16 protein-coding genes and 1 tRNA gene are annotated in these 20,169 nt (G+C 72.6%); 10 read left to right on the top strand and 7 right to left on the bottom strand.

Translation table 11 applies throughout. From position 1 onward, the window contains the following. Position 1: 1 nt before the first annotated feature. Together V4Y03_RS07770 and V4Y03_RS07765 are read right to left on the bottom strand one after the other, a co-directional pair. Positions 2–1,471 carry an ankyrin repeat domain-containing protein gene (locus V4Y03_RS07770; protein WP_332434441.1) on the bottom strand — a complete coding sequence of 490 codons (1,470 nt, stop codon included), beginning with the start codon at positions 1,469–1,471 and terminating at the stop codon, positions 2–4. Between the two features lie 135 nt (positions 1,472–1,606). Continuing rightward, a complete protein-coding gene (locus tag V4Y03_RS07765; protein ID WP_332434440.1) occupies positions 1,607–2,491 on the bottom strand; it encodes a hypothetical protein in 885 nt (294 codons plus the stop codon). Positions 2,492–2,652: 161 nt separating this feature from the next. On the opposite strand from V4Y03_RS07765, the gene V4Y03_RS07760 reads away from it, so the two are divergent. Next, complete coding sequence (locus V4Y03_RS07760; RefSeq protein ID WP_332434439.1) at positions 2,653–3,435, top strand: S1 family peptidase; 783 nt, start codon at positions 2,653–2,655, stop codon at positions 3,433–3,435. 127 nt (positions 3,436–3,562) lie between these two features. Here V4Y03_RS07760 and V4Y03_RS07755 read toward each other — a convergent pair whose 3' ends face one another. Beyond that, complete coding sequence (locus V4Y03_RS07755) at positions 3,563–5,317, bottom strand: glycoside hydrolase family 35 protein (protein WP_332434438.1); 1,755 nt, start codon at positions 5,315–5,317, stop codon at positions 3,563–3,565. Between the two features lie 149 nt (positions 5,318–5,466). Here V4Y03_RS07755 and V4Y03_RS07750 point away from each other — a divergent pair, with 149 nt between their 5' ends. From V4Y03_RS07750 to V4Y03_RS07725, 6 genes are all read left to right on the top strand, one after another. Next, on the top strand, positions 5,467–6,354 hold the full coding sequence (locus tag V4Y03_RS07750) for a helix-turn-helix transcriptional regulator (protein ID WP_332434437.1): 888 nt from the start codon (positions 5,467–5,469) through the stop codon (positions 6,352–6,354). 11 nt (positions 6,355–6,365) lie between these two features. Next, positions 6,366–6,707, top strand: a complete 342-nt coding sequence (locus tag V4Y03_RS07745; RefSeq protein WP_332434436.1) for a chorismate mutase — start codon at positions 6,366–6,368, stop codon at positions 6,705–6,707. After that, the gene (locus V4Y03_RS07740) at positions 6,707–7,693 is read left to right on the top strand and encodes an asparaginase (RefSeq protein WP_332434435.1); all 987 of its coding nucleotides are present in this window, start codon (positions 6,707–6,709) and stop codon (positions 7,691–7,693) included. Before V4Y03_RS07745 ends, V4Y03_RS07740 begins: the two co-directional genes overlap by 1 nt. Before the next feature lie 56 nt (positions 7,694–7,749). Beyond that, positions 7,750–10,236, top strand: a complete 2,487-nt coding sequence (gene pepN, locus V4Y03_RS07735; RefSeq protein ID WP_332434434.1) for an aminopeptidase N — start codon at positions 7,750–7,752, stop codon at positions 10,234–10,236. A gap of 236 nt (positions 10,237–10,472) precedes the next feature. After that, positions 10,473–11,864, top strand: coding sequence for a pyridoxal phosphate-dependent decarboxylase family protein (locus V4Y03_RS07730; protein WP_332434433.1), 1,392 nt, complete (start codon positions 10,473–10,475; stop codon positions 11,862–11,864). Continuing rightward, the gene (locus V4Y03_RS07725; protein ID WP_317874348.1) at positions 11,861–13,276 is read left to right on the top strand and encodes a lysine N(6)-hydroxylase/L-ornithine N(5)-oxygenase family protein; all 1,416 of its coding nucleotides are present in this window, start codon (positions 11,861–11,863) and stop codon (positions 13,274–13,276) included. The genes V4Y03_RS07730 and V4Y03_RS07725 overlap by 4 nt, the downstream gene beginning before the upstream one ends. A 6-nt stretch (positions 13,277–13,282) precedes the next feature. On the opposite strand, the gene V4Y03_RS07720 is transcribed toward V4Y03_RS07725, so the two are convergent. Beyond that, positions 13,283–15,082 carry a bifunctional metallophosphatase/5'-nucleotidase gene (locus V4Y03_RS07720; protein ID WP_317874349.1) on the bottom strand — a complete coding sequence of 600 codons (1,800 nt, stop codon included), beginning with the start codon at positions 15,080–15,082 and terminating at the stop codon, positions 13,283–13,285. Between the two features lie 158 nt (positions 15,083–15,240). On the opposite strand from V4Y03_RS07720, the gene V4Y03_RS07715 reads away from it, so the two are divergent. Together V4Y03_RS07715 and pyk are read left to right on the top strand one after the other, a co-directional pair. Continuing rightward, entirely contained in the window at positions 15,241–15,924 is a 684-nt protein-coding gene (locus tag V4Y03_RS07715; protein WP_317874350.1) for an SIMPL domain-containing protein, read from the top strand. Positions 15,925–16,070: 146 nt separating this feature from the next. Next, a complete protein-coding gene (pyk, locus tag V4Y03_RS07710) occupies positions 16,071–17,498 on the top strand; it encodes a pyruvate kinase (RefSeq protein WP_317874351.1) in 1,428 nt (475 codons plus the stop codon). 40 nt (positions 17,499–17,538) lie between these two features. Here pyk and V4Y03_RS07705 read toward each other — a convergent pair. Beyond that, a tRNA-Leu gene (locus V4Y03_RS07705) sits at positions 17,539–17,611 on the bottom strand. 115 nt (positions 17,612–17,726) lie between these two features. Here V4Y03_RS07705 and V4Y03_RS07700 point away from each other — a divergent pair. Then, positions 17,727–18,380, top strand: a complete 654-nt coding sequence (locus V4Y03_RS07700; protein WP_317874352.1) for an ANTAR domain-containing response regulator — start codon at positions 17,727–17,729, stop codon at positions 18,378–18,380. 71 nt (positions 18,381–18,451) lie between these two features. Here the strand turns inward: V4Y03_RS07700 and V4Y03_RS07695 are convergent, their stop codons facing one another. Together V4Y03_RS07695 and V4Y03_RS07690 are read right to left on the bottom strand one after the other, a co-directional pair. Further along, positions 18,452–19,168, bottom strand: a complete 717-nt coding sequence (locus tag V4Y03_RS07695) for an ABC transporter ATP-binding protein (RefSeq protein WP_317874353.1) — start codon at positions 19,166–19,168, stop codon at positions 18,452–18,454. Continuing rightward, the gene (locus V4Y03_RS07690; protein WP_332434432.1) at positions 19,165–20,169 is read right to left on the bottom strand and encodes an ABC transporter ATP-binding protein; all 1,005 of its coding nucleotides are present in this window, start codon (positions 20,167–20,169) and stop codon (positions 19,165–19,167) included. The genes V4Y03_RS07695 and V4Y03_RS07690 overlap by 4 nt, the downstream gene beginning before the upstream one ends.

Here is a 20,169-nt window from a genome sequence, read left to right as displayed (position 1 = left end):
CTCAGGCGCGGCGCGGGTGCATCCACTCCAGCCGGGTCCTGACCCGGGGGTCGTGCACGTACTCCAGGGCGGCGAGCGCTGTCTCCCGCGCCGCGCCCTCCGGGTCGCCGTCCGCCAGGACCGCGGCCAGCGCGTCGACGGCGCGCGGGTCCTGACGGATCGCCAGCCCGCGCGCCGCCTCCGCCGCCGTCTCCGGATCGCTGTCGCCGAGCCGCTCCGCGAGCCCCTCCCGTACGAGCGGGGTGTCGTCGGGCAGTTCGGCCAGGGCGAGCGTCGCCCAGTCCCGTACCCGCGCGTCACCGTCCCGGCTCAGCGCGAGCAGCACCCCGAGCGCCTCCACGTGCCCGGCCGGCACGATCCCGGCGAGCGCCCCCGCGACGGCCCGCCGCACCACCGGGTCGGGATGCTCCGCCACCGCGAGGAGTTCGGGCACGGCCGACGGCTCCGCGCACTCCCCGAGCGCCCACACCACCGACAGCGCCGGTTCGCGCGCGGTGCCCGCGGCCTCCGCCGCCACCCTCCGCAGCACCGGCACCGCGCTCGGCCCGAAGCCGGGCAGGGCGCCGAGGACCCGCGCGCCGAGCGCCCGGCGCAGCGGATCGCGGTACGCGCACCAGGCCGCCGCCGCCACGAAGGTCTCCTCGTCGGCCCGGCCGGCCAGTTCGGCCACCGCCGTCGTCCAGTCGTCCAGCTCCGGATCGCCGCAGCGCAGCGCCCGCGCGGCCAGCTCCTCGTGCGAGGTGTGCAGTCCGAGCGCGGTCTCCAGGAGGGTGGCGACCGCCGCGTGCCCGGTTCCCCGGTCGTCGCCGCGCCCCGGGGCGCCGTCCTCCCGCAGCAGTTCGACGACCACCGTCACCCCGCCGTCCTCCCGGACCCGGCGCACCACCGCCTCGTACGTCTCCCCGCCCTCGTTCCCTGCGACGAGCCCGCGCCGCAGCTCGGCCGCGATGTCCACGCCGATCCAGCGCCGCGCTTCCCGGAGCGCGGCCTCCCGCGCGTCCGCCCCGTGGTCCAGGAGCGCCCGCACACAGCCGGTGGAGCCGCGCCGGGCGGCGGCCACCAGGGGGAGCAGCCCGTCGGGTCCGCGCCGGTCCGGGTCGGCCCCGTACTCCAGGAGCACCCTGGCCGTGTCCGCGTGCCCGAGGCGCAGCGCCCAGGCGAGCGCCGTGAAGCCGTAGGCCTCCTCCTGGTCCGCCGGCGCGCCCGCCGAGAGCAGGGCCCGGACCACTCCTGCGTGCCCGCCGCAGGCGGCCCCGCACAGCGGCAGGTCGCCGTCGTCCTCGCCGCTGCCCCGGCCCGGGTCCGCCCCGGCGGCCAGCAGGACCCTTACGATTCCGGCCTCGTTGCTGACGGCCGCCCGGTAGAGGGCGGTCTCCTCGTCCTCCCGGTCCTCGGGGTCGGCCCCGTCCCGCAGGGCGCGTACGGCCCCGTCCTCGTCCCCGTCGCGGATGGCGTCGAACAACGTGCTCATGCCCCGACCCTGACCCCCCGTCCGGTCCTGGCGCAAATCGATCGCCCTCGCCGGGCGCGCCGCCGGGCCCGTCTAGGGCCTGTCGTCGAACTCCCGCCTGCCCCATGGGCGACGACGGGAGTGTGACGACAGGCCCTAGCCCGCGCACTCCAGTACCGTCCGGCACACCCCGCACCGGGCCCGCAGCGCCCGGCCCGCCGGGACGCGGAGGCGCTGGCGGCAGACCGGGCAGCGGAAGGAGACGCCCGTGGCAGGTGCTCCGCCGTCGAAGCGGTACGGGGCGCCCTCGCCCGCCCGGCCCCGCCGGCGCTCCCAGCCGTACCGGCGGCGCTCGGCCCAGCCCGCTCCGGCGAGCGGCGGCGGCGTCCGCTCCCGGTCGGCCTCCGCCCGACCGCGCACCCAGGCCTCGTAGGCCACGTCGCTGGTGAACCAGGGCGAGGGGTCCTCGCCGAAGACCTCGGCCCGTTTGGCGAGGACGTAGCCGAACTCCTCCGGGGTCAGATAACCCAGCTTCTGGCTCTCCACGCCGTCCTGCCGGAACGCGTCGAGCAGCAGCCAGCCCGCGCCCAGATAGGTGGTGACGACATCGGTGAGGATCTCGTTCTCCGCGGCGCCGGGGAACCCGAGGCCGAGCCGGTGCAGCAGGACATGGGTGATCTCGTGGGCGAGGGCCGCGCCGATGTCCCGGCGGCGGCTCCGGAAGCGGTCGTTCAGCTCCACGAAGTACTCGGGTCCCGCCGTGAGTTCGACGGCCGCCGCGTGCTCCATCTGCCGGAAGCTCACCACCATGCGCGCCTCGGGCAGCCGCAGGTGCCGGACCAGGGCGCGGGCCACCCGCTGGGTGCCGAGGTGGAGGTCCTCGTCGTCGCCGAGGGCCACGTCGGCGGCCGGCACGCTCGCCGGGTAGCGCTGCACGCCGTCGGGGGAGAGGCGCCGGTAGAGCGCGGTGACCGAGTCCCCGACCGCGGCGCGGTGCGGGAAGCCGTGGGCGACGCGAGCGCCCTCCTGGCGGTGCGGCATACCGGTTCCCCCCTTCCGTCCACTGTACGGTCCCCTTGCCGGGCCTGGCCGAAAACGCTTCCTTGTGGGGCCAGTTGGCCGTTGTCCATAATCCGGACATGCCTTGACGGGCGCATGTCATCGCCTGTGGAGGCCAACCCCCCATGAGAGAAGGCAGGCACATGAAGCAGCACCGCATGGTCCGCGCACTCCAGAAGCTGGCCGCCGCAGGCGCCGTCGTCCTGGCGGCCGTCAGCCTCCAGCCCACCACCGCGTCCGCCGCCCCCGCCCCCGTCGTCGGCGGCACCCGCGCCGCCCAGGGCGAGTTCCCCTGGATGGTCAGGCTCTCCATGGGCTGCGGCGGCTCGCTGATCAGCCCCCAGGTCGTGCTCACCGCCGCGCACTGCGTCAGCGGCTCCGGCAACAACACGAGCATCACCGCCACCGCCGGTGTCGTCGACCTGCAGAGCTCCAGCGCCATCAAGGTCAAGTCCACCAAGGTGCTCCAGGCCCCGGGCTACAACGGCAAGGGCAAGGACTGGGCGCTGATCAAGCTCGCCAGCCCCATCACCTCGGTGCCCAACCTGAAGATCGCCGACACCACCGCGTACAACAGCGGCACCTTCACCGTCGCCGGCTGGGGCGCCGCGACCGAGGGCGGCGGCCAGCAGCGCTACCTGCGCAAGGCGAACGTGCCGTTCGTCTCCGACGCCTCCTGCCAGTCCTCGTACGGCACCGACCTCGTCCCCGCCGAGGAGATCTGTGCCGGCTACAGCCAGGGCGGCGTCGACACCTGCCAGGGCGACTCCGGCGGCCCGATGTTCCGCAAGGACGACGCCGGCGCCTGGGTCCAGGTCGGCATCGTGAGCTGGGGCGAGGGCTGCGCGCGGGCCGGCTACCCCGGCGTCTACACGGAGGTCTCGACCTTCGCCGCCGCGATCAACTCGGCTGCGGCCACGCTGTAGCGGCCCCGTGAACAGGTGCCCCGGAGCGGCCTCGGCTCCGGGGCACCGTCACGTCCAGTGCGGCACCGTCACGACGTCCACGCGCGGCACCGTCACGTCCACGCGGGGCTCCGGGGCGCCGTTGTGTCTACGCCGGATCCAGCTCCACCGACGGAGCCGCGTCCCCCTCCAGCTCCAGCACCCACACCTCGTTCGTGCCCTCCCGCAGCACCGGACCCGGCACGAACAGCGCGTCCTGCGGCCCGGCCGCCGCCCAGTAGCGGCCCAGGCAGAAGCCGTTCACCCAGACGAAGCCCCGGGTCGCGCCCGGCAGCCGCAGCACCGCGTCCCCGGCCCCGGCCACCTCCAGCGTCCCCCGGTGGAGTCCCGGCCCGTACGCCTCCGCCGCCGCCTCGAACGCCAGCTTGTCCACCGCCGCCGCCTCGAACGCGTCGAGCCGCAGCCCCCGGGACCGGAACCCGTGCAGATACTGCCGCTCGTGCCGTACGCCCCCGGTGATCCCCTTCGGCTCCGCGAGGCGCGGCCCGTAGTTGACCCGGCCGAGCGACTCCACCCACAGGTCCACGACGGCGGGACCCGGCACCGGCTCGGGCAGGACGGAGTCCTCCCCGTCCAGCACCCCCGCCCGCAGCCCGTCGACCCACACCACCGCCCGGTCCCGCAGCCCCGTCACGCCCAGCGGATACGGCTGCCGGGGACCCGGCACCGCCACCCGGTAGCGGACCAGACCCCGGTCCACGCCCAGCTCCTCGAAGGCCGGCGGCACCGGCGTCACCGTCTCCTCCCCGCCGAGAGCCCCCAGGACCCCGTCCAGCGGCACCCAGCCGTCGAGCGCCCCGGAGACCGGCGCCGCGAGCCGCGCCGGCGGCTCCGGCACCTCCGGCAGCGGCCCCTCCGCGTACGCCGCGAGCACCTCGCGGAAGGCCCGGAACTTCTCCGTCGGCCGCCCCGCCTCGTCGATGGGAGCGTCGTAGTCGTACGAGGTCACCGTCGCCCGCAGCGGCCCGTCGTGCAGCTCACCGTCCCGGTTCGCCCCCGCCCAGCCGCCGAAGTTCGTCCCGCCGTGCGCCATGTAGACGTTGACCGAGGCCCCGCACTCCAGGATCTCCCGCAGCGCCTCCGCCGCGTCCGCCGCGTCCCGCACCGCGTGCTCCGTGCCCCAGTGGTCGAACCAGCCGCACCAGAACTCCATGCACATCAGCGGCCCCGACGGCTGATGGCGCCGCAGCGTCGCGAAGCCCTCCCGCGCCCCCGAACCGAAGTTCGCCGTGGCCAGCACCCCCGGCACCGAACCACCCGTCAGCATGTGGTCCTCGGGACCGTCCGAGGTGAAGAGCGGCACGCTCACCCCGCAGTCCCGCAGCAGCTGCGCCAGCCACTCCAGATATCCCCGGTCGCTGCCGTAACTCCCGTACTCGTTCTCCACCTGGACGAGGATCACCGGGCCGCCCCGGTCCACCTGCCGCTCCACCACCTGCGGAAGCAGCCGCCGGAACCAGGCCTCCACCGGCGCCAGGAACTCCGGGTCGAAGGTCCGCACCCGCCGGCCGAGCGGCCCGGTCACCCAGTGCGGCAGCCCGCCGTTCTCCCACTCGGCGCAGATGTACGGCCCCGGGCGCACGATCGCCCGCATCCCGGCCCGCGCCACCGCGTCCAGGAACCGGCCGAGCGCCTCCACGTCCGCGAACCGGCCCGGCTCCGGCTCGTGCAGATTCCAGGGGACGTACGTCTCCACGCAGTCGAGGCCCATCGCACGCAGCATCCCGAGCCGGTGCTCCCAGTGGCCCTCGTGCACCCGGAAGTAGTGCAGCGCCCCCGACAGCAGCCGCACCGGCCGCCCGTCGAGCAGAAAGTCCTCGTCACCCACAGCGAACGTGCTCATGGCCTCACCCTCACCCCCTGGCGGCGAACCGGTCCATGGACAAAGATCGTCGAAGTTTGGACGTTCAGGGTCCGCCGATGCCGGCCCCGACGTCAGGGCCCGACGGGGCCCGCCCGACCACGTGCCGGCCCGGGGAGGGCAACCACCGCATGTACCACACCTGGATGCGCTACTTCACGCCCAGCCCCGTCCACCACCGCCTCGGCCTCGTCTGCCTCGGCGTCGGACTCCAGCACGGCACCCTGCCCACCGTCGGCCCCCGCACCCTCGACCACCACGTGGCCGTCGTCGTCTCCGCCGGCAGCGGCTGGTACCGGGGCGCCGACGGGCGCCGCACCACCGTCACCGCCCCCGCCCTCCTCTGGCTCACCCCCGGCGTCCCCCACCACTACGGGGCCGACCCCGGCACCGGCTGGGACGAGGCCTTCGTCGACTTCTCGGGACCGGCCACCACCACCTACACCGAACTCGGCTACATCGAACCCGACCGGCCCGTCGTCCCCCTCTCCGACGCCGCGCCCGCCCGCGCCGCCATCGCCCGGATCGCCCGCGCCGCCCGCCCCGGCAACCCCCTCCTTGAGGTCGAGACCGGCGCCGCCGTCCACGAACTCCTCGTCGCGCTGCGCCGTGCCCGCGCCGACACCAACGCCGACGGCGACCCCGTCCTCGCCGCCCTCGCCCGCGACGCCTTCCAGCCGCTCTCCGTCGCCGAGCACGCCGCCCGGCACGGCATGACCGCCGCCGAACTGCGCACCGCCGTCCGCCGGGCCGCCGGATGCAGCCCCAAGGACTACCTGCTCACCGTCCGCCTCGGCCGCGCCAAGGAACTCCTCGCCGCCACCGAACTGCCCGTCGCCGCCGTCGCCCGCCGCGTCGGCTACGACGACCCCGCCTACTTCTCCCGGCTCTTCACCCGACGGGTCGGCACCGCCCCCATCCGCTTCCGCGAGCAGCAGGGACGGTCCGTGCACGGGGGCTGGAGCAACCGCGTTCCGGATCCCGAACACCCGCCCACGATCCTCCCGAGATCCGTCTAAGCTCGCAGATCATGAGCGACTCCCGCGCGAATGACCCCACCGTCCCCGCAGACGCGATCGACCCGGCCGTCACCGCCGAACTGACCCGCCTGCGCGAAAGCATCGACAACATCGACGCGGCGGTCGTCCACATGCTCGCCGAGCGCTTCAAGTGCACCCAGCAGGTCGGCGTCCTCAAGGCCCGCCACCAGCTGCCGCCCGCCGACCCCGCACGCGAGGCCCGCCAGATCGCCCGGCTGCGGGAACTCGCCGGGAACGCGAAACTGGACCCGGCCTTCGCGGAGAAACTCCTCAACTTCATCATCGCCGAGGTCATCCGCCACCACGAGACGATTGCGGACGGAGCACGCTGATGGCCCGCGTCACGGTCTTCACCCTCGGAGGGACGATCTCCGCCCGCGGCGGCGACGCGGCCCGGATGAGCGGACAGGAGGTCCTCGCCGAGCTCGGCGGCGACCTCGACGTGGTCCTCAAGGACTTCCGCCGCGTCCCCAGCTCCTCCCTCACCCACGAGGACCTCGCCGCCCTCGCCGCCGAGGTGCGCGCCACCGTCGCCGACGGCTCCGGCGTGGTCGTCGTCCAGGGCACCGACACCCTGGAGGAGACCGCCTTCGTCCTCGACCTGCTCTGCACCACCGAGCGGCCGATCGCCGTCACCGGCGCCATGCGCCGCCCCGACCTGCCGGGCGCCGACGGCCCCGCCAACCTGGCCGCCGCGCTCGCCGTCGCCGCCGACCCCGCCTGCCGCGGCCTCGGCGTCCTCGTCGTCCTCGCCGACGAGATCCACGCCGCCCGGTTCGCCCGGAAGACCCACACGACCTCCGTGGCCACCTTCGCCTCGCCCGGCGCCGGGCCGATCGGCTCGATCGTCGAGGGGGAGCCCCGCATCCTGCTCCGCCCCGCCGTCCCGCCCGCTCTCTGCCGGCTGAAACTCGACCCCGGGGTACGGGTGGCCCTGGTGACCCTCTCCCAGGGCGACCGCGGCGAACTCCTCGAAGCCGTCGACCACCGCTTCCAGGGCCTCGTCGTCGCCGCCTTCGGCGCCGGACACGTCCCCACCTGGCTGGTCGAACCCCTCGAAGAGCTCGCCCACCGCATCCCGGTCGTCCTCGCCTCCCGTACCGGCGGCGGCGCGACCCTCTCGCACACCTACCGCGGCCCCGGCTCCGAGTACGACCTGCTGCACCGCGGACTGATCCCGGCCGGCCCGCTCGACCCCGCCAAGGCCCGGATCCTGCTCCACACCCTGCTCTCCAGCGGCGCGGCCGGCCCGGCCGGCTACGACCGCCCCCGGATCGCCGCCGCCTTCGCCCACCTGAACGGCTCCGGACTCGCCTGAGCGGGATTGTCCGACCACCCCTGCCCGTCGCCGCGAGCATCGGGCAGCATAGGGCCATGTCCGTACTGACGCGCGACGAAGCGCAGACCCGTGCCCAGCTCCTCGACGTCCACCACTACCGCGTGGACCTCGACCTCACCACCGGCGACGAGACCTTCCACTCACGGAGCCTCATCCGCTTCACGGCCCGCGCCGCGGGGGACACCTTCGTCGAGCTCAAGCCCGAGACACTGCACTCCGCCCTCCTCGACGGCATGCCCCTCGACATCAGCGCCCTCGACGGCAACCGCCTGCCGCTGAGCGTCACCGAGGGCGAGCACGTCCTGCGGATCAGCACCACCATGCGGTACTCCCGCACCGGCGAGGGCATGCACCGCTTCACGGACCCCACGGACGGCGAGTCGTACGCCTACACCCAGCTCTTCATGGAGGACGTCCAGCGCGTCTTCGCCGCCTTCGACCAGCCCGACCTGAAGGCCGTCTTCGAGCTGTCCGTCACCGCCCCCGAGGGCTGGACCGTCCTCTCCAACGGCATCACCGAGCAGCAGCCCGACGGCCGCTGGCAGTCCGCCCCCACCCCGCTGCTCTCCACCTACTTCGTCTGCGTCGCCGCCGGCCCCTGGCACAGCATCCGCACCGAGCACGCCGGGCTGCCGTTCGGCATCCACTGCCGCCGCTCCCTCGCCGCCCACCTCGACGCCGACGCCGACGAGATCCTCGCCGTCACCAGGGCCTGCTACGACCGCTACCACGAGAAGTTCGACGAGCCGTACCCCTTCGACTCGTACGACCAGGCCTTCGTCCCCGAGTTCAACGCGGGCGCCATGGAGAACCCCGGCCTCGTCACCTTCCGCGACGAGTTCGTCTTCCGCTCCGCCGTCACCGTCACCGAGCGCCAGAGCCGCGCCATGGTCATCGCCCACGAGATGGCCCACATGTGGTTCGGCGACCTCGTCACCCTGCGCTGGTGGGACGACATCTGGCTGAACGAGTCCTTCGCCGAGTACATGGGCTTCCAGACCGTCAACGAAGCCTGCGCCGACCTCTTCCCCGACACCTGGGTCGACTTCGGCGTCACCCGGAAGGCCTGGGGTTACGAGGCCGACCAGCGGCCCTCCACCCACCCCGTCGCCCCCGACCCGGAGTCCGTCCCCGACACCGCCTCCGCGCTCCTCAACTTCGACGGCATCTCCTACGCCAAGGGCGCCTCCGCCCTCCGCCAGCTCGTCACCTGGCTCGGCGAGAAGGACTTCCTCGCCGGCATCAACATCCACTTCAAGCGCCACAAGTTCGGCAACGCCACCCTCGCCGACTTCATCGACAACCTCGCCGCCGCCACCGACCGCGACGTCCACGCCTGGGCCGAGCAGTGGCTGCGCACCACCGGCGTCGACACCCTCACCCCCCGCCTCGAAGGCGAGGGCAGCCAGTGGCGGCTGCACGTCGACCGCGACGGCAGCCGCCCGCACCGCATCCGGGCGGGGATCTACGACCGGCAGCCCGACGGCGCACTCGCCCTGCGCGAGCGCCGCGAGCTCGACGTCCCGCAGGAGGCGCCCGCCGAGCTGACCGGCCCGCGCCCCGCGCTCGTCGTCCTCAACGACGGCGACCTCACCTACACCAAGCTCCGCTTCGACGAGGTCTCCGAGGAGTCCGCCCTGCGCGGCCTCTCCCGCATCCCCGACGCCCTCACCCGGGCCGTCGTCTGGAACAGCCTGCGCGACATGGTCCGCGACGGGCAGCTGGAACCCGCCGCCTATCTGGAGACCGCGCGGGCGCACCTCGCCGACGAGAACGAACTCGCCCTCGTCCAGGGCGTCCTCGGCTTCGCCCGCCACCAGATCGCCGACCGGTACGTCACGGAGGCCGAGCGTCCGGCCGCCCTCGCCGTGATCGGCGAGATCGCCCGCGCGCTGCTCCGCCGCACCGAGGACGGCGAGGAGCCCGGACTGCGCCTGACCGCCGTCCGCGCCTGCGTGGACAGCGCCACCACCCCCGACAAGATCGCCTCCTGGCTCGCCGAGGACACCGTCCACGGCGGCCCGGAACTCGACCACGAGCTGCGCTGGCGCATCCTCGCCAGGCTCGCCGTCCTCGGCGCCACCGACGAGACCGTGATCGCCGCGGAACTCGAGCGGGACCCGAGCGCCACCGGGCAGGAGGGCGCCGCCCGCTGCCGGGCCTCGCTCCCCACGGCGGAGGCCAAGGCGGCGGCCTGGTCGGCCCTCTTCGACACGGACGACCTGTCCAACTACCTGTTCACCGCCACCGCCGTGGGCTTCTGGCAGCCCGAACAGGCGGAGCTGGTACGGGAGTACGTGCCGCGCTTCTACCCGGCCGCCATCGCGCTCGCCGGCCGCCGGGGCCCGGCGATGGCGGAGGCGGCGGGGCGCTACGCGTTCCCGTCGTACGCGATCGACGCGGACTCCCTGGCCCTGGGCGAGTCCCACCTCGAGGCGGACCGGATGATCCCGGCCCTCCACCGCAAGCTGGTGGACCAACTGGACGACCTGCGCCGCGCGCTGACGGCCCGAACGGCGTGACCCGGTCGCGGGGGCCGCTCCACCGGGACGGCCCCCGCGCCCCTCGTGGTGGGCAACTGTTCCACGGGGGCGGCTCCCGGCCACCCGCACGCCCGCCGCGTGCGGGCCGGGCGCCGCCGCCCACCGCCGTGTGCCGCAGCGCCGCGTTCCTGGCGTCCCACATCCCATCCCCCGTTCGGGTCACAACAGCCTCACTCCCCGGACAAACCCCGACAACCCCCGGCACCCTGTCGACCATGCGTGCCGCACCCCCACCCCTCGCCGGAGGCGCCCCCGGCGCCGACGCCCTCCGCCCCCTCCTGGACACCGTCCTCGACGCCCTCCGGGAAGGGGCGCACGCCAGGGGCGGGCCCCTCCCGGCCGGCGGTCCGGAGGCGGCGGCACGGCGGGTGCGCGAGGCCCTCGGGGAGCCGCTCCCGGATACGGGCCGGGGCGCCGACGAAGCCCTCCGCACCCTCGTACACGCCCTGGCGGAAGGCGCCGCCGACCCCGCCCACCCCCTCTGCGCCGCCCACCTCCACACCCCGCCCCTCGCACTCGCCGCCGCCGCCGATCTCGCGGCCTCCGCGCTGAACCCGTCCATGGACTCCTGGGACCAGGCGCCCGCCGCCTCCGCCGTGGAGGCCCTGGTGACGGCCGCGCTCGCCGCCGAGGTCTTCCCCGCCGCCGACCGGCCCGACGCCCTCGTCACGACCGGCGGCACCGAGTCCAACCAACTGGCCCTGCTCCTCGCCAGGGAGCGCCACGGCCCCGCCCTCCGTACCGTCGTCGGAGCCAACGCCCACCACTCCTTCCACCGTGCCGCCTGGCTCCTCGGCCTGCCCGAGCCGGTCGTCGTGCCCACGCCCCGGGGGACGCTCGACCCGGCCGCCCTCGACACGGCACTGGCGGCCCTCGGGGGCCCCGGCCGCCCCGTCCTCGTAGCCGCCACCGCGGGCACCACCGACGAGGGCCTGATCGACCCGCTCCCGGACCTCGCCGAACTGTGCGAGGCCCGGCACGCCGTGTTCCACGTCGACGCGGCCTACGGCGGCCCCGCCCTCTTCAGCCGTACCCACCGGCACCTCCTGGACGGCCTGGCCCGCGCCCGTACCGTCACCGTCGACCTGCACAAACTCGGCTGGCAGCCGGCCGCCGCCGGGCTCCTCGCCGTACGCGACGCCGACGACCTCGCCGTCCTCGGACACACCGCCGACTACCTCAACGCCGACGACGACACCGACGCGGGCCTGCCCGACCTGCTCGGCCGCTCCCTGCGCACCACCCGCCGCCCCGACGTCCTCAAGACCGCCGTGACCCTCCGGGCCCTCGGCCGCGACGGGCTCGGCGTCCTCGTCGACGCCTGTGTCGACCTGGCCCGGGACCTCGCCGACCTGGTGGAGAAGGCGCCGGGGCTCGATCTGCGCGCCCGGCCGACGCTCACCACCGTCCTGTTCCGGCCGAGCGGCGCCGAGGACACGACGGTCGCCGCGATCCGCCGCACCCTCCTCACCGAGGGCCGCGCCGTCCTCGGCCGCGCCGAGGCGGACGGCCGGCTCTGGCTCAAGGCCACCCTGCTCAACCCCCACGCCACCCCCGGCGACCTGGCTCAGCTCATCACCCTCGTGGAAGGCAGTGCGCACCGATGACCGGCAGCACCCCCAAGGACGACCTCGACCGCCCCCACGATCTGGTGGGCATCGGCATCGGCCCCTTCAACCTCTCGCTCGCGGCGCTCGCGCACGGCGTCCCCGGCGGACTCGCCGCCACCTTCTACGAGCAGAAGCCGGCCTTCCAGTGGCACCCGGGGCTCCTCGTCGAGGGCGCCACCCTCCAGGTCCCCTTCCTCGCCGACCTGGTGACCCTGGCGGATCCCGCCAGCCCGTGGACCTTCCTCAACTACCTGAAGAGCCGTGAGCGCCTCTTCCCCTTCTACTTCGCCGAGAAGTTCCACATCCAGCGCGCCGAGTACGACGCCTACTGCCGCTGGGTCAGTGAGCGGCTGCCGGGACTGCACTTCGGCCACCAGGTCGACTCGGTCCGCTGGAACCCCGAACGGCGGCTTTTCGAGGTCGACTTCACCCAGATCGACCCGGACGGCGAGGCGGAGGCCCTGGGCCGCGCCTACACCCGGAACGTCGTCCTGGGCGTCGGCACCGCACCGTACGTCCCCGAGCCGCTCAGGCCGCTCGCCGAGGCCCCCGGCGTCCCGGTGATCCACTCCGCCGACTACCTCACCCACCGCGAGACCCTGCTGCGCGCCGGCCACGTCACCGTGATCGGCTCCGGCCAGTCCGGCGCCGAGATCTTCCTCGACCTGCTCAGGGCCCGCCCCGCCGGAGCCGAGCGCATCCACTGGCTGACCCGCACCGAGGCCTTCGCCCCGATGGAGTACTCCAAGCTGGGCCTGGAGCACTTCACCCCCGACTACACCCGCTACTTCCACGCCCTGCCCGAGCCGGTACGGGCCGAACTCATGCCCCGGCAGTGGCAGCTGCACAAGGGCATCGACGCCGAGACGATCGCGGCCATCCACGACGAGCTGTACCGCCGCACCCTGCACGGCGGCTGGCCGGACGCCGTCCTCACCCCCGGCGTCCGGGTGCGTACGGCGGGCCGTGTCGCCACCACCCAGGTCGAACTGCACCTGGAGCACCTCCAGCAGGGCAGCCGTTCGCGGCTCACCACCGACGCCGTCGTCCTCGCCACCGGCTACCGGGAGCGCCCGGTGGACCGGATGCTGGCGGGGCTCGACCCGTACCTGCGGCACGACTCCGCGGGGCGCGCCCGGATCGACGAGCGCTACCGGCTGGTCCTGGACCCCTCCGTCACCGGCTCCGTGTACGTCCAGAACGCCGAGCGGCACACCCACGGCGTCGGCGCCCCCGACCTCGGCCTCGCGGCCTGGCGCAGCGCGACCATCCTCAACGCGGTCACCGGCAAGGAGCCGTACCCGCTGCCCCGCAGGACCGCCTTCACCCGCTTCGGCCTGGAGACGCGAGAGGCGCCGGTCATCCCGTCCCAGGACCGGAAGCTGACGCCTCTCACACAGATCGTCTAGCGGGGGCTAGAACACCGGCACGCCGTCCCGGGTCAGCTTCCAGTCCACCGACGCGAAGGTGCCCGGGTCGACCGTGCCCTTCGCCTTCACCCACTGGATGATGGTGTTGCGGATCTCGTCCGAGTTCGCCCACAGCTGCTGGGCGCCCGCGACGTGCGGGAACGCGCCGCCGCCGCTCGCCCGGTAGTTGTTCACCGCGAGGACGAACTTCGCCGCCGGGTCGAGCGGCTTGCCCTCGAAGGCCAGGTTCACGATCCGCGAGCCGGCCGGCTTCGCGATGTCGATCTCGTAGGTCAGACCGGACACGGCGTCGTAGTTGTAGTCCGGGGTGTTGTCCGCGTTCGTCAGCTTCGCGGTGTCGACGGGCGCGCCCGCCGGGGTCTGGACGTAGTACTTCGCCGAGTACTCCAGGTAGTCCTTCAGCTGGGCGCCCGTCATCAGCCGGGCTTCCATGGTGTTCTCGAAGGGGTACAGGCCGGCGGCGTCCTTGATGGTGATCTCACCGGACGGGATGCGGGCCGTACGCGAGAAGCAGGAGGCCTGCGAGAGCACCGGCAGGGCCGCGTACGCGCCGCCCGCGAGGGCCGCCTTCACCGTCTCGGCCTGGACGACGTTGATCAGGTCGATGATCGGCTCGTCCTTCCACGGCGCGTCGGCCGTGGTCATGGCGGCGGTGGAGGTGCCGATGACCTGGTTGACGTACGCGACGACCTTCTTGTGCTCGTCCGCGAGCAGCCCGGTGATCTCCGGGTCCTCCGCCACCGTGTTGGAGTTGAGGACCTGCGCGCCGACCTTCTCGACGACCCAGCGGCCCTTCTCCCACACCAGGTCGAAGTCGAAGAGGGTGAGGCGCTGGCCCCACTTGAGCGGCTCGGACAGGACGACGTCCTTGCCGGTCTCCTTGTTCCTCACCCGGTACTCGGGGATCTCGCTGTGCGCGTGGCCGACGAGGATCGCGTCGATGCCCGGCACCTGCTCGGCGACGAGCCCGGCCGCGTTCTCGACGTACGGGAGCTGGTCACCGTACGAGGAGGTGCCGCTGGAGCCGGAGTGCGCCGAGACGACGACCACGTCGGCGCCCATCGAGCGCAGCTTCGGCACCCACTTCGCGGCCTGCTCCTCAAGGCCGGGGAAGACCATCTTCCCGCTGACGTTCGCCTTGTCCCAGATGGCGATGCCGGGGTTGGTCAGGCCGAGCACGGCGACCTTGACGTCCTTGCCGTGCGGGGTGCGCAGGCAGTGCATGCTGTACGGGGCGAAGGCCGGGCGCAGCGTCCTGGCATCGAGGGCGTTGGCGCCGAGCAGCGGGAAGTCGCACTGCTCCTCGAACTTCCGCAGCACCGGGATGCCGTAGTTGAACTCGTGGTTGCCGAGCGCGGCGGCGTCGTAGCCGATGGCGTTCATGGCCTGGGCCATCGGGTGGACCGGGCCGCGGCGGGCGGTGATCGGGTCGACCTTGGCGTAGTAGTAGGAGAGCTGGGTGCCCTGGATGGTGTCACCGGCGTCGATGAGCAGGGTGTTGCGGCGGCCCTTGGCCGCGCGGACCTGGTCGACGAGGGTGGAGATCTTGGCGAGGCCGACGTCGTTGTGGGCCTTGTCGTCGAACTCCTTGTCCGTGAAGTAGTCCCAGTTGAAGACGTTGCCGTGCAGGTCGGTCGTGCCCATCACGGTGAAGGAGTACCGCTTCTGCGGACGCGGGCGGCCGGGCCCGTGGGCCTCGGCGGGAACGGCTACGGCTCCGGCGACGGCCACTCCGGCCCCGGCGGCGGCGGTGCGCTCCAGGAACGTCCTGCGGTTCAGCGGCATGTTCTTCTCTCCCCTTGGTTCAGTGACATCGGCGCCGACTGCGGCACACAACGCGCGTAGATTCTGGCTCAGGAGTCACCTCGGCAACAGACCTTTCGGGTTACGGAGTGGGAAAGTGTTCGGTGACACCGACGAAGCCGTACCTGGAGGAGCCCGCGATGACGCAGGAACACCCGACCCCCGAGGCGCCCCAGGTGACGGTCCGTGGGGAGGGCCGCCTCGAGGTCGATCCCGAGCTGGCCCAGGTCTGGGTGACGGTCGCCGTGCGCGGGACGGACCGGGCGGCGGCGCTCGCCGACCTGACCGGGCGCAACGCCCGGGTGCTCGATCTGCTCAAGGCGCAGGGCACGTCGGTGGAGAAGGTGGAGACGGGCAGTCTGTCGATCGCCCCGGACCTCGGCAGGCGCGGGCGCGGCGAGCGGGTGCAGAGCTATCGGGGCCGGGTCCTGGTGAAGGCCGAGCTGACCGACTTCACGGTGCTCGGGGAGCTGGTGGCGCGGCTGGCCGATCTGGAGATGACGAGCGTGGAGGGCCCGTGGTGGGCGCTGCGGCCGGACTCCCCGGCGTACGCGGAGGCGCGCCGGCTCGCGGTGACGGAGGCGGTGCAGCGGGCGCGGGCGTACGCGGAGGCGCTCGGCACCTCGCTGGCCTCACTCCTCGAACTGTCGGACGCCGGCGCGGACCGGGGCCCGATGTCGAGGGACATGGGGTACGGCGGGGGGCCGGTCGCCTTCGCGGCGGAGGCGGCCGGCGGAGCCCCGGCGCTCGACCTGGAACCGCAGCGGCAGACGGTCACGGCGGAGGTCGTGGCACGGTTCACGATGCGGCCGCCCGCACTCTGAGACGGGGAGCGCTGGGGCGCGGAAACCGCTCATCGGAGCACCCCGGCGCACAGATTCAAGACTTGTCAACAGCCTTTCACGGAAAGGTTGTTGAGTAGTCATGTCCCGCCAACTCGCTACCGGTGGGTAAGGCCTAGGCTCGACCCATGCGCCGAGCGAAAATCGTTTGTACCCTTGGGCCCGCCACCGAAACATACGACCAGATCAAGGCGTTGGTCGAGGCCGGAATGGACGTGGCCCGCTTCAATCTCAGCCACGGTTCGTACGTCGAGCACGAGGAGCGCTACCGGAACGTCCGCAAAGCCTCCGACGAGACCGGCCGCAGCGTCGGGGTCCTCGCCGACCTTCAAGGTCCGAAGATCCGCCTCGGCCGCTTCCGCGAAGGTCCCGTACTCCTTGAACGCGGAGACGAGTTCGCCATCACCGTCGAGCCGATGGAGGGCGACCGTCACTGCTGCGGGACGACCTACTCGGGCCTCGCCGCGGACGTGACCGCCGGGGAGCGCATCCTCGTCGACGACGGCCGCGTCACCCTGGAGGTCACCTCCGTCGAGGGCCCCCGGGTGAACACCCTGGTCATCGAGGGCGGCATGGTCTCCGACCACAAGGGCCTCAACCTCCCCGGTGTCTCCGTCTCCGTCCCCGCCCTCTCCGAGAAGGACATCGAGGACCTGCGGTGGGCGCTGCGCATCGGCGCCGACGTCATCGCCCTGTCCTTCGTCCGCAGCGCCCGTGACATCGACGACGTGCACCGGATCATGGACGAGGAGGACCGCCGGCTGCCCGTCATCGCCAAGATCGAGAAGCCGCAGGCCGTCGAGAACATCGAGGAGATCGTCGCCGCCTTCGACGGCATCATGGTCGCCCGCGGCGACCTGGGCGTCGAAATGCCCCTGGAGCAGGTGCCGATCGTCCAGAAGCGCGCCGTCAAGCTGGCCAAGCGCAATGCCAAGCCGGTCATCGTCGCCACCCAGATGCTCGACTCGATGATCGACAACTCCCGCCCCACCCGCGCGGAGGCGAGCGATGTCGCCAACGCCGTCATCGACGGCACCGACGCGGTGATGCTCTCCGGTGAGACCAGCGTCGGCCGCTACCCGATCGAGACCGTGCGCACCATGAGCCGGATCGTCGAGGCCGCCGAGGAGGACGTCCTCGCGAAGGGCCTGCCGCCGCTGACCGAGCGGAACAAGCCCCGGACCCAGGGCGGCGCGGTGGCCCGCGCGGCGGCCGAGATGGGTGACTTCCTCGGCGCCAAGTTCCTCGTGGCCTTCACGCAGTCCGGCGACACGGTCAAGCGGCTGTCCCGCTATCGCTCGCCGATCCCGCTGCTTGCCTTCACCCCGGAGCCGGAGACCCGCTCCCAGCTCAATCTGACCTGGGGCGTCGAGACCTTCCTCGGCCCGCACGTCGACTCGACGGACGCGATGGTGGCCCAGGTGGACGAGGAACTGCTGCGGATCGGCCGCTGCCGGAAGGGCGACATCGTGGTCATCACGGCGGGCTCCCCGCCGGGTGTCGCGGGATCGACGAACCTGGTCCGGGTGCATCACATCGGAGAGGCTCTGACGTAGGACGGGCCATTCGTCTCATACCTTGGAATCAAAGGTAAAGTGCCCCGGGTGGGATTCGAACCCACGCTGTATGGTGTTTGAGACCACTGCCTCTTCCGCTGGGCTACCGGGGCATCCTTCGAAACGAAGGTCGGTGATCACCCGCCGTGCCCCTACCTTACAGGAGGTAGGTAGGCTCATGGGGAGCTGTATCCGCCTCGGAACGAGGCCATCGAACGAGGAGCCCGCGTGACCGCCCCCGAGTCGCCCCAGCCCGCCGACGACGCCGACACGTCGCACGTCCCGCCGCTGACGACCCGCGTCGTCATCGCCGAGGACGAGGCCCTCATCCGCCTCGACCTCAAAGAGATGCTGGAGGAAGAGGGCTACACGGTCGTCGGTGAGGCCGGCGACGGCGCCACCGCCGTCGAGCTCGCCCGCGAGCACCGCCCCGACCTCGTCATCCTCGATGTGAAGATGCCCGTCCTCGACGGCATCTCGGCCGCCGAGAAGATCGCGGGCGAGTCCATCGCCCCGGTCCTCATGCTCACCGCCTTCTCGCAGCGCGAGCTCGTCGAGCGGGCCCGGGACGCCGGCGCCATGGCGTACCTCGTGAAGCCGTTCAGCAAGAGCGACGTCGTGCCGGCCATCGAGATGGCCGTCTCCCGCTTCTCCGAACTGCGCGCCCTGGAGCAGGAGGTCGCGGACCTCTCCCAGCGCCTGGAGACCCGCAAGCTGGTGGACCGCGCCAAGTCGGTCCTGCAGACCCAGTACGGGCTGACGGAGCCGGCCGCGTTCCGCTGGATCCAGAAGACCTCCATGGACCGCCGCATGTCGATGCAGCAGGTCGCCGAGGCGGTCATCGAGGACGCCGAGGAGAAGAAGGCGGCCAAGGGCCAGTAGCCGGCCCCGCACCCCGTACACGAGAAGGCCCGCCCCACAGCACCGTGGGGCGGGCCTTCGCTTCGTGGTGCTCAGTCCTCGCCGAGGTACGCCTTGCGGACGGACTCGTCGTGGAGCAGGTTCTGCCCCGTGCCCGAGAGCACGATCTTGCCGATCTCCATCACGTGACCCTGGTCCGCCAGGGCCAGCGCCGCCTGGGCGTTCTGCTCGACGAGCAGGATGGTGGTGCCCTGGGCCTTCAGCTCGGCGATGGTCGCCATGATCTTCTGCATCATGATCGGCGAGAGACCCATCGAGGGCTCGTCGAGCATGAGCAGCTTCGGCTGGGACATCAGCGCCCGGCCCATGGCGAGCATCTGCTGCTCACCGCCGGAGAGCGTGCCGGCCGCCTGCTTGCGACGCTCGCCCAGGATCGGGAAGAGGTCGTAGGCGCGCTGGACGTCCTTGGCGATGCCCGCGGTGTCCTTCCGGAGGAAGGCGCCGAGAAGCAGGTTCTCCTCGATCGACATCCGGGGGAAGATGTGGCGGCCCTCGGGGGAGTGGGCCAGACCCAGCGAGACGATCTTGTGCGCGGGGATCTTGCGGAGGGACTTGCCCTCGAACTTGATCTGGCCGCCGACCGGCTTGAGGAGCCCGGAGAGGGTCCGCAGGGTGGTGGTCTTCCCGGCGCCGTTGGTGCCGATGAGGGTGACGACCTCACCGGCGTCGACGGAGAAGGAGATGCCCTTGACGGCCTCGATCTTTCCGTAGGCGACGCGCAGGTCCTCGACTTCGAGCAGTGCGGTCATGCGTCGTTCTCCTTGCCCGAAGCAGGGTCGTGCGGGGTGTCCTCCGAGGACTCTTCGGCGGCGGCCTCGGGGGCGTCCTCGCTCGCGTCGGCCTCGGCGGTCTCGTCGGCGGCGGGGGCCTCGTCAGCCTCTTCGGCCTCTTCGGTCGCGGGGGCCTCCGGGGCGTCGGGCTCCGCGACCGGGGGCTTCTCCGACTCGACCGGCTCGCCCAGGTACGCGGCGATGACCCGCTCGTCGCTCTGCACGGTCTGGCTGTCGCCCTCGATCAGCTTCTGGCCCTGGACGAGCACGGCGACCCGGTCGCAGAGGTTGAAGATGAACCGCATGTCGTGCTCGATGACGAGCACCGCGACGCCCATGTCCCGGATGGCGAAGATGAGTTCCTCCGCCGCCCGCGTCTCCTGCGGGTTCATGCCGGCGGTGGGCTCGTCGAGCAGGATCAGACCCGGGTCGCTCGCGAGGGCGCGGGCGATCTCCAGCTTGCGCTGCTCGCCGTACGGGAGGTTCTTCGCGAGGTGCTGTGCCTTGTCCTGGAGGCCGATGAACTCCAGCAGCTCCATCGCCCGCTTCGACGCCTCGGCCTCGGTCTTCCGGAAGCCGGGCAGCCGGAGCAGCGCGGACCAGAGGCCCTGCTTCATCCGGGTGTGGCGTCCGACGAGCACGTTCTCCAGGACCGTCATGTTGTGGAAGAGACGGATGTTCTGGAAGGTACGGGCGATGCCGGCGTCGGTGACCTTGAAGGACGTGGGCGGCAGAACCGTGCCCTTGTACCGGACTTCACCCTCGGTCGGGATGTAGAGACCGGTGAGGCAGTTGAAGAAGGTGGTCTTGCCGGCGCCGTTGGGGCCGATGAGACCGACGATCTCGCCGCTGTTCACGGTGAGGTTCACATCGCGCACGGCGGTGAGGCCGCCGAACCGCATGGTGACCCCGCGCGCGTCGAGCACGGTCTCGCGGGCGGCCGGCTCGGCGGTCGCCTCGGCCTTGGTGGTGGTCGTCAT

It is taken from the genome of Streptomyces sp. P9-A4, assembly GCF_036634195.1.
Lineage (GTDB): Bacteria > Actinomycetota > Actinomycetes > Streptomycetales > Streptomycetaceae > Streptomyces.
The sequence above is the reverse complement of the archived record's forward strand: the minus strand, read 5'-3'. Positions and strand labels throughout refer to the sequence as shown.

What these genes read in the sequence shown, in the direction of transcription:
- V4Y03_RS07770 (WP_332434441.1), bottom strand. Translation starts at nt 1,471, where the DNA reads ATGAGCACGTTGTTCGACGCCATCCGCGACGGGGACGAGGACGGGGCC.
- V4Y03_RS07765 (WP_332434440.1), bottom strand. Translation starts at nt 2,491, where the DNA reads ATGCCGCACCGCCAGGAGGGCGCTCGCGTCGCCCACGGCTTCCCGCAC.
- V4Y03_RS07760 (WP_332434439.1), top strand. Translation starts at nt 2,653, where the DNA reads ATGAAGCAGCACCGCATGGTCCGCGCACTCCAGAAGCTGGCCGCCGCA.
- V4Y03_RS07755 (WP_332434438.1), bottom strand. Translation starts at nt 5,317, where the DNA reads ATGAGCACGTTCGCTGTGGGTGACGAGGACTTTCTGCTCGACGGGCGG.
- V4Y03_RS07750 (WP_332434437.1), top strand. Translation starts at nt 5,467, where the DNA reads ATGTACCACACCTGGATGCGCTACTTCACGCCCAGCCCCGTCCACCAC.
- V4Y03_RS07745 (WP_332434436.1), top strand. Translation starts at nt 6,366, where the DNA reads ATGAGCGACTCCCGCGCGAATGACCCCACCGTCCCCGCAGACGCGATC.
- V4Y03_RS07740 (WP_332434435.1), top strand. Translation starts at nt 6,707, where the DNA reads ATGGCCCGCGTCACGGTCTTCACCCTCGGAGGGACGATCTCCGCCCGC.
- pepN (WP_332434434.1), top strand. Translation starts at nt 7,750, where the DNA reads ATGTCCGTACTGACGCGCGACGAAGCGCAGACCCGTGCCCAGCTCCTC.
- V4Y03_RS07730 (WP_332434433.1), top strand. Translation starts at nt 10,473, where the DNA reads ATGCGTGCCGCACCCCCACCCCTCGCCGGAGGCGCCCCCGGCGCCGAC.
- V4Y03_RS07725 (WP_317874348.1), top strand. Translation starts at nt 11,861, where the DNA reads ATGACCGGCAGCACCCCCAAGGACGACCTCGACCGCCCCCACGATCTG.
- V4Y03_RS07720 (WP_317874349.1), bottom strand. Translation starts at nt 15,082, where the DNA reads ATGCCGCTGAACCGCAGGACGTTCCTGGAGCGCACCGCCGCCGCCGGG.
- V4Y03_RS07715 (WP_317874350.1), top strand. Translation starts at nt 15,241, where the DNA reads ATGACGCAGGAACACCCGACCCCCGAGGCGCCCCAGGTGACGGTCCGT.
- pyk (WP_317874351.1), top strand. Translation starts at nt 16,071, where the DNA reads ATGCGCCGAGCGAAAATCGTTTGTACCCTTGGGCCCGCCACCGAAACA.
- V4Y03_RS07695 (WP_317874353.1), bottom strand. Translation starts at nt 19,168, where the DNA reads ATGACCGCACTGCTCGAAGTCGAGGACCTGCGCGTCGCCTACGGAAAG.
- V4Y03_RS07690 (WP_332434432.1), bottom strand. Translation starts at nt 20,169, where the DNA reads ATGACGACCACCACCAAGGCCGAGGCGACCGCCGAGCCGGCCGCCCGC.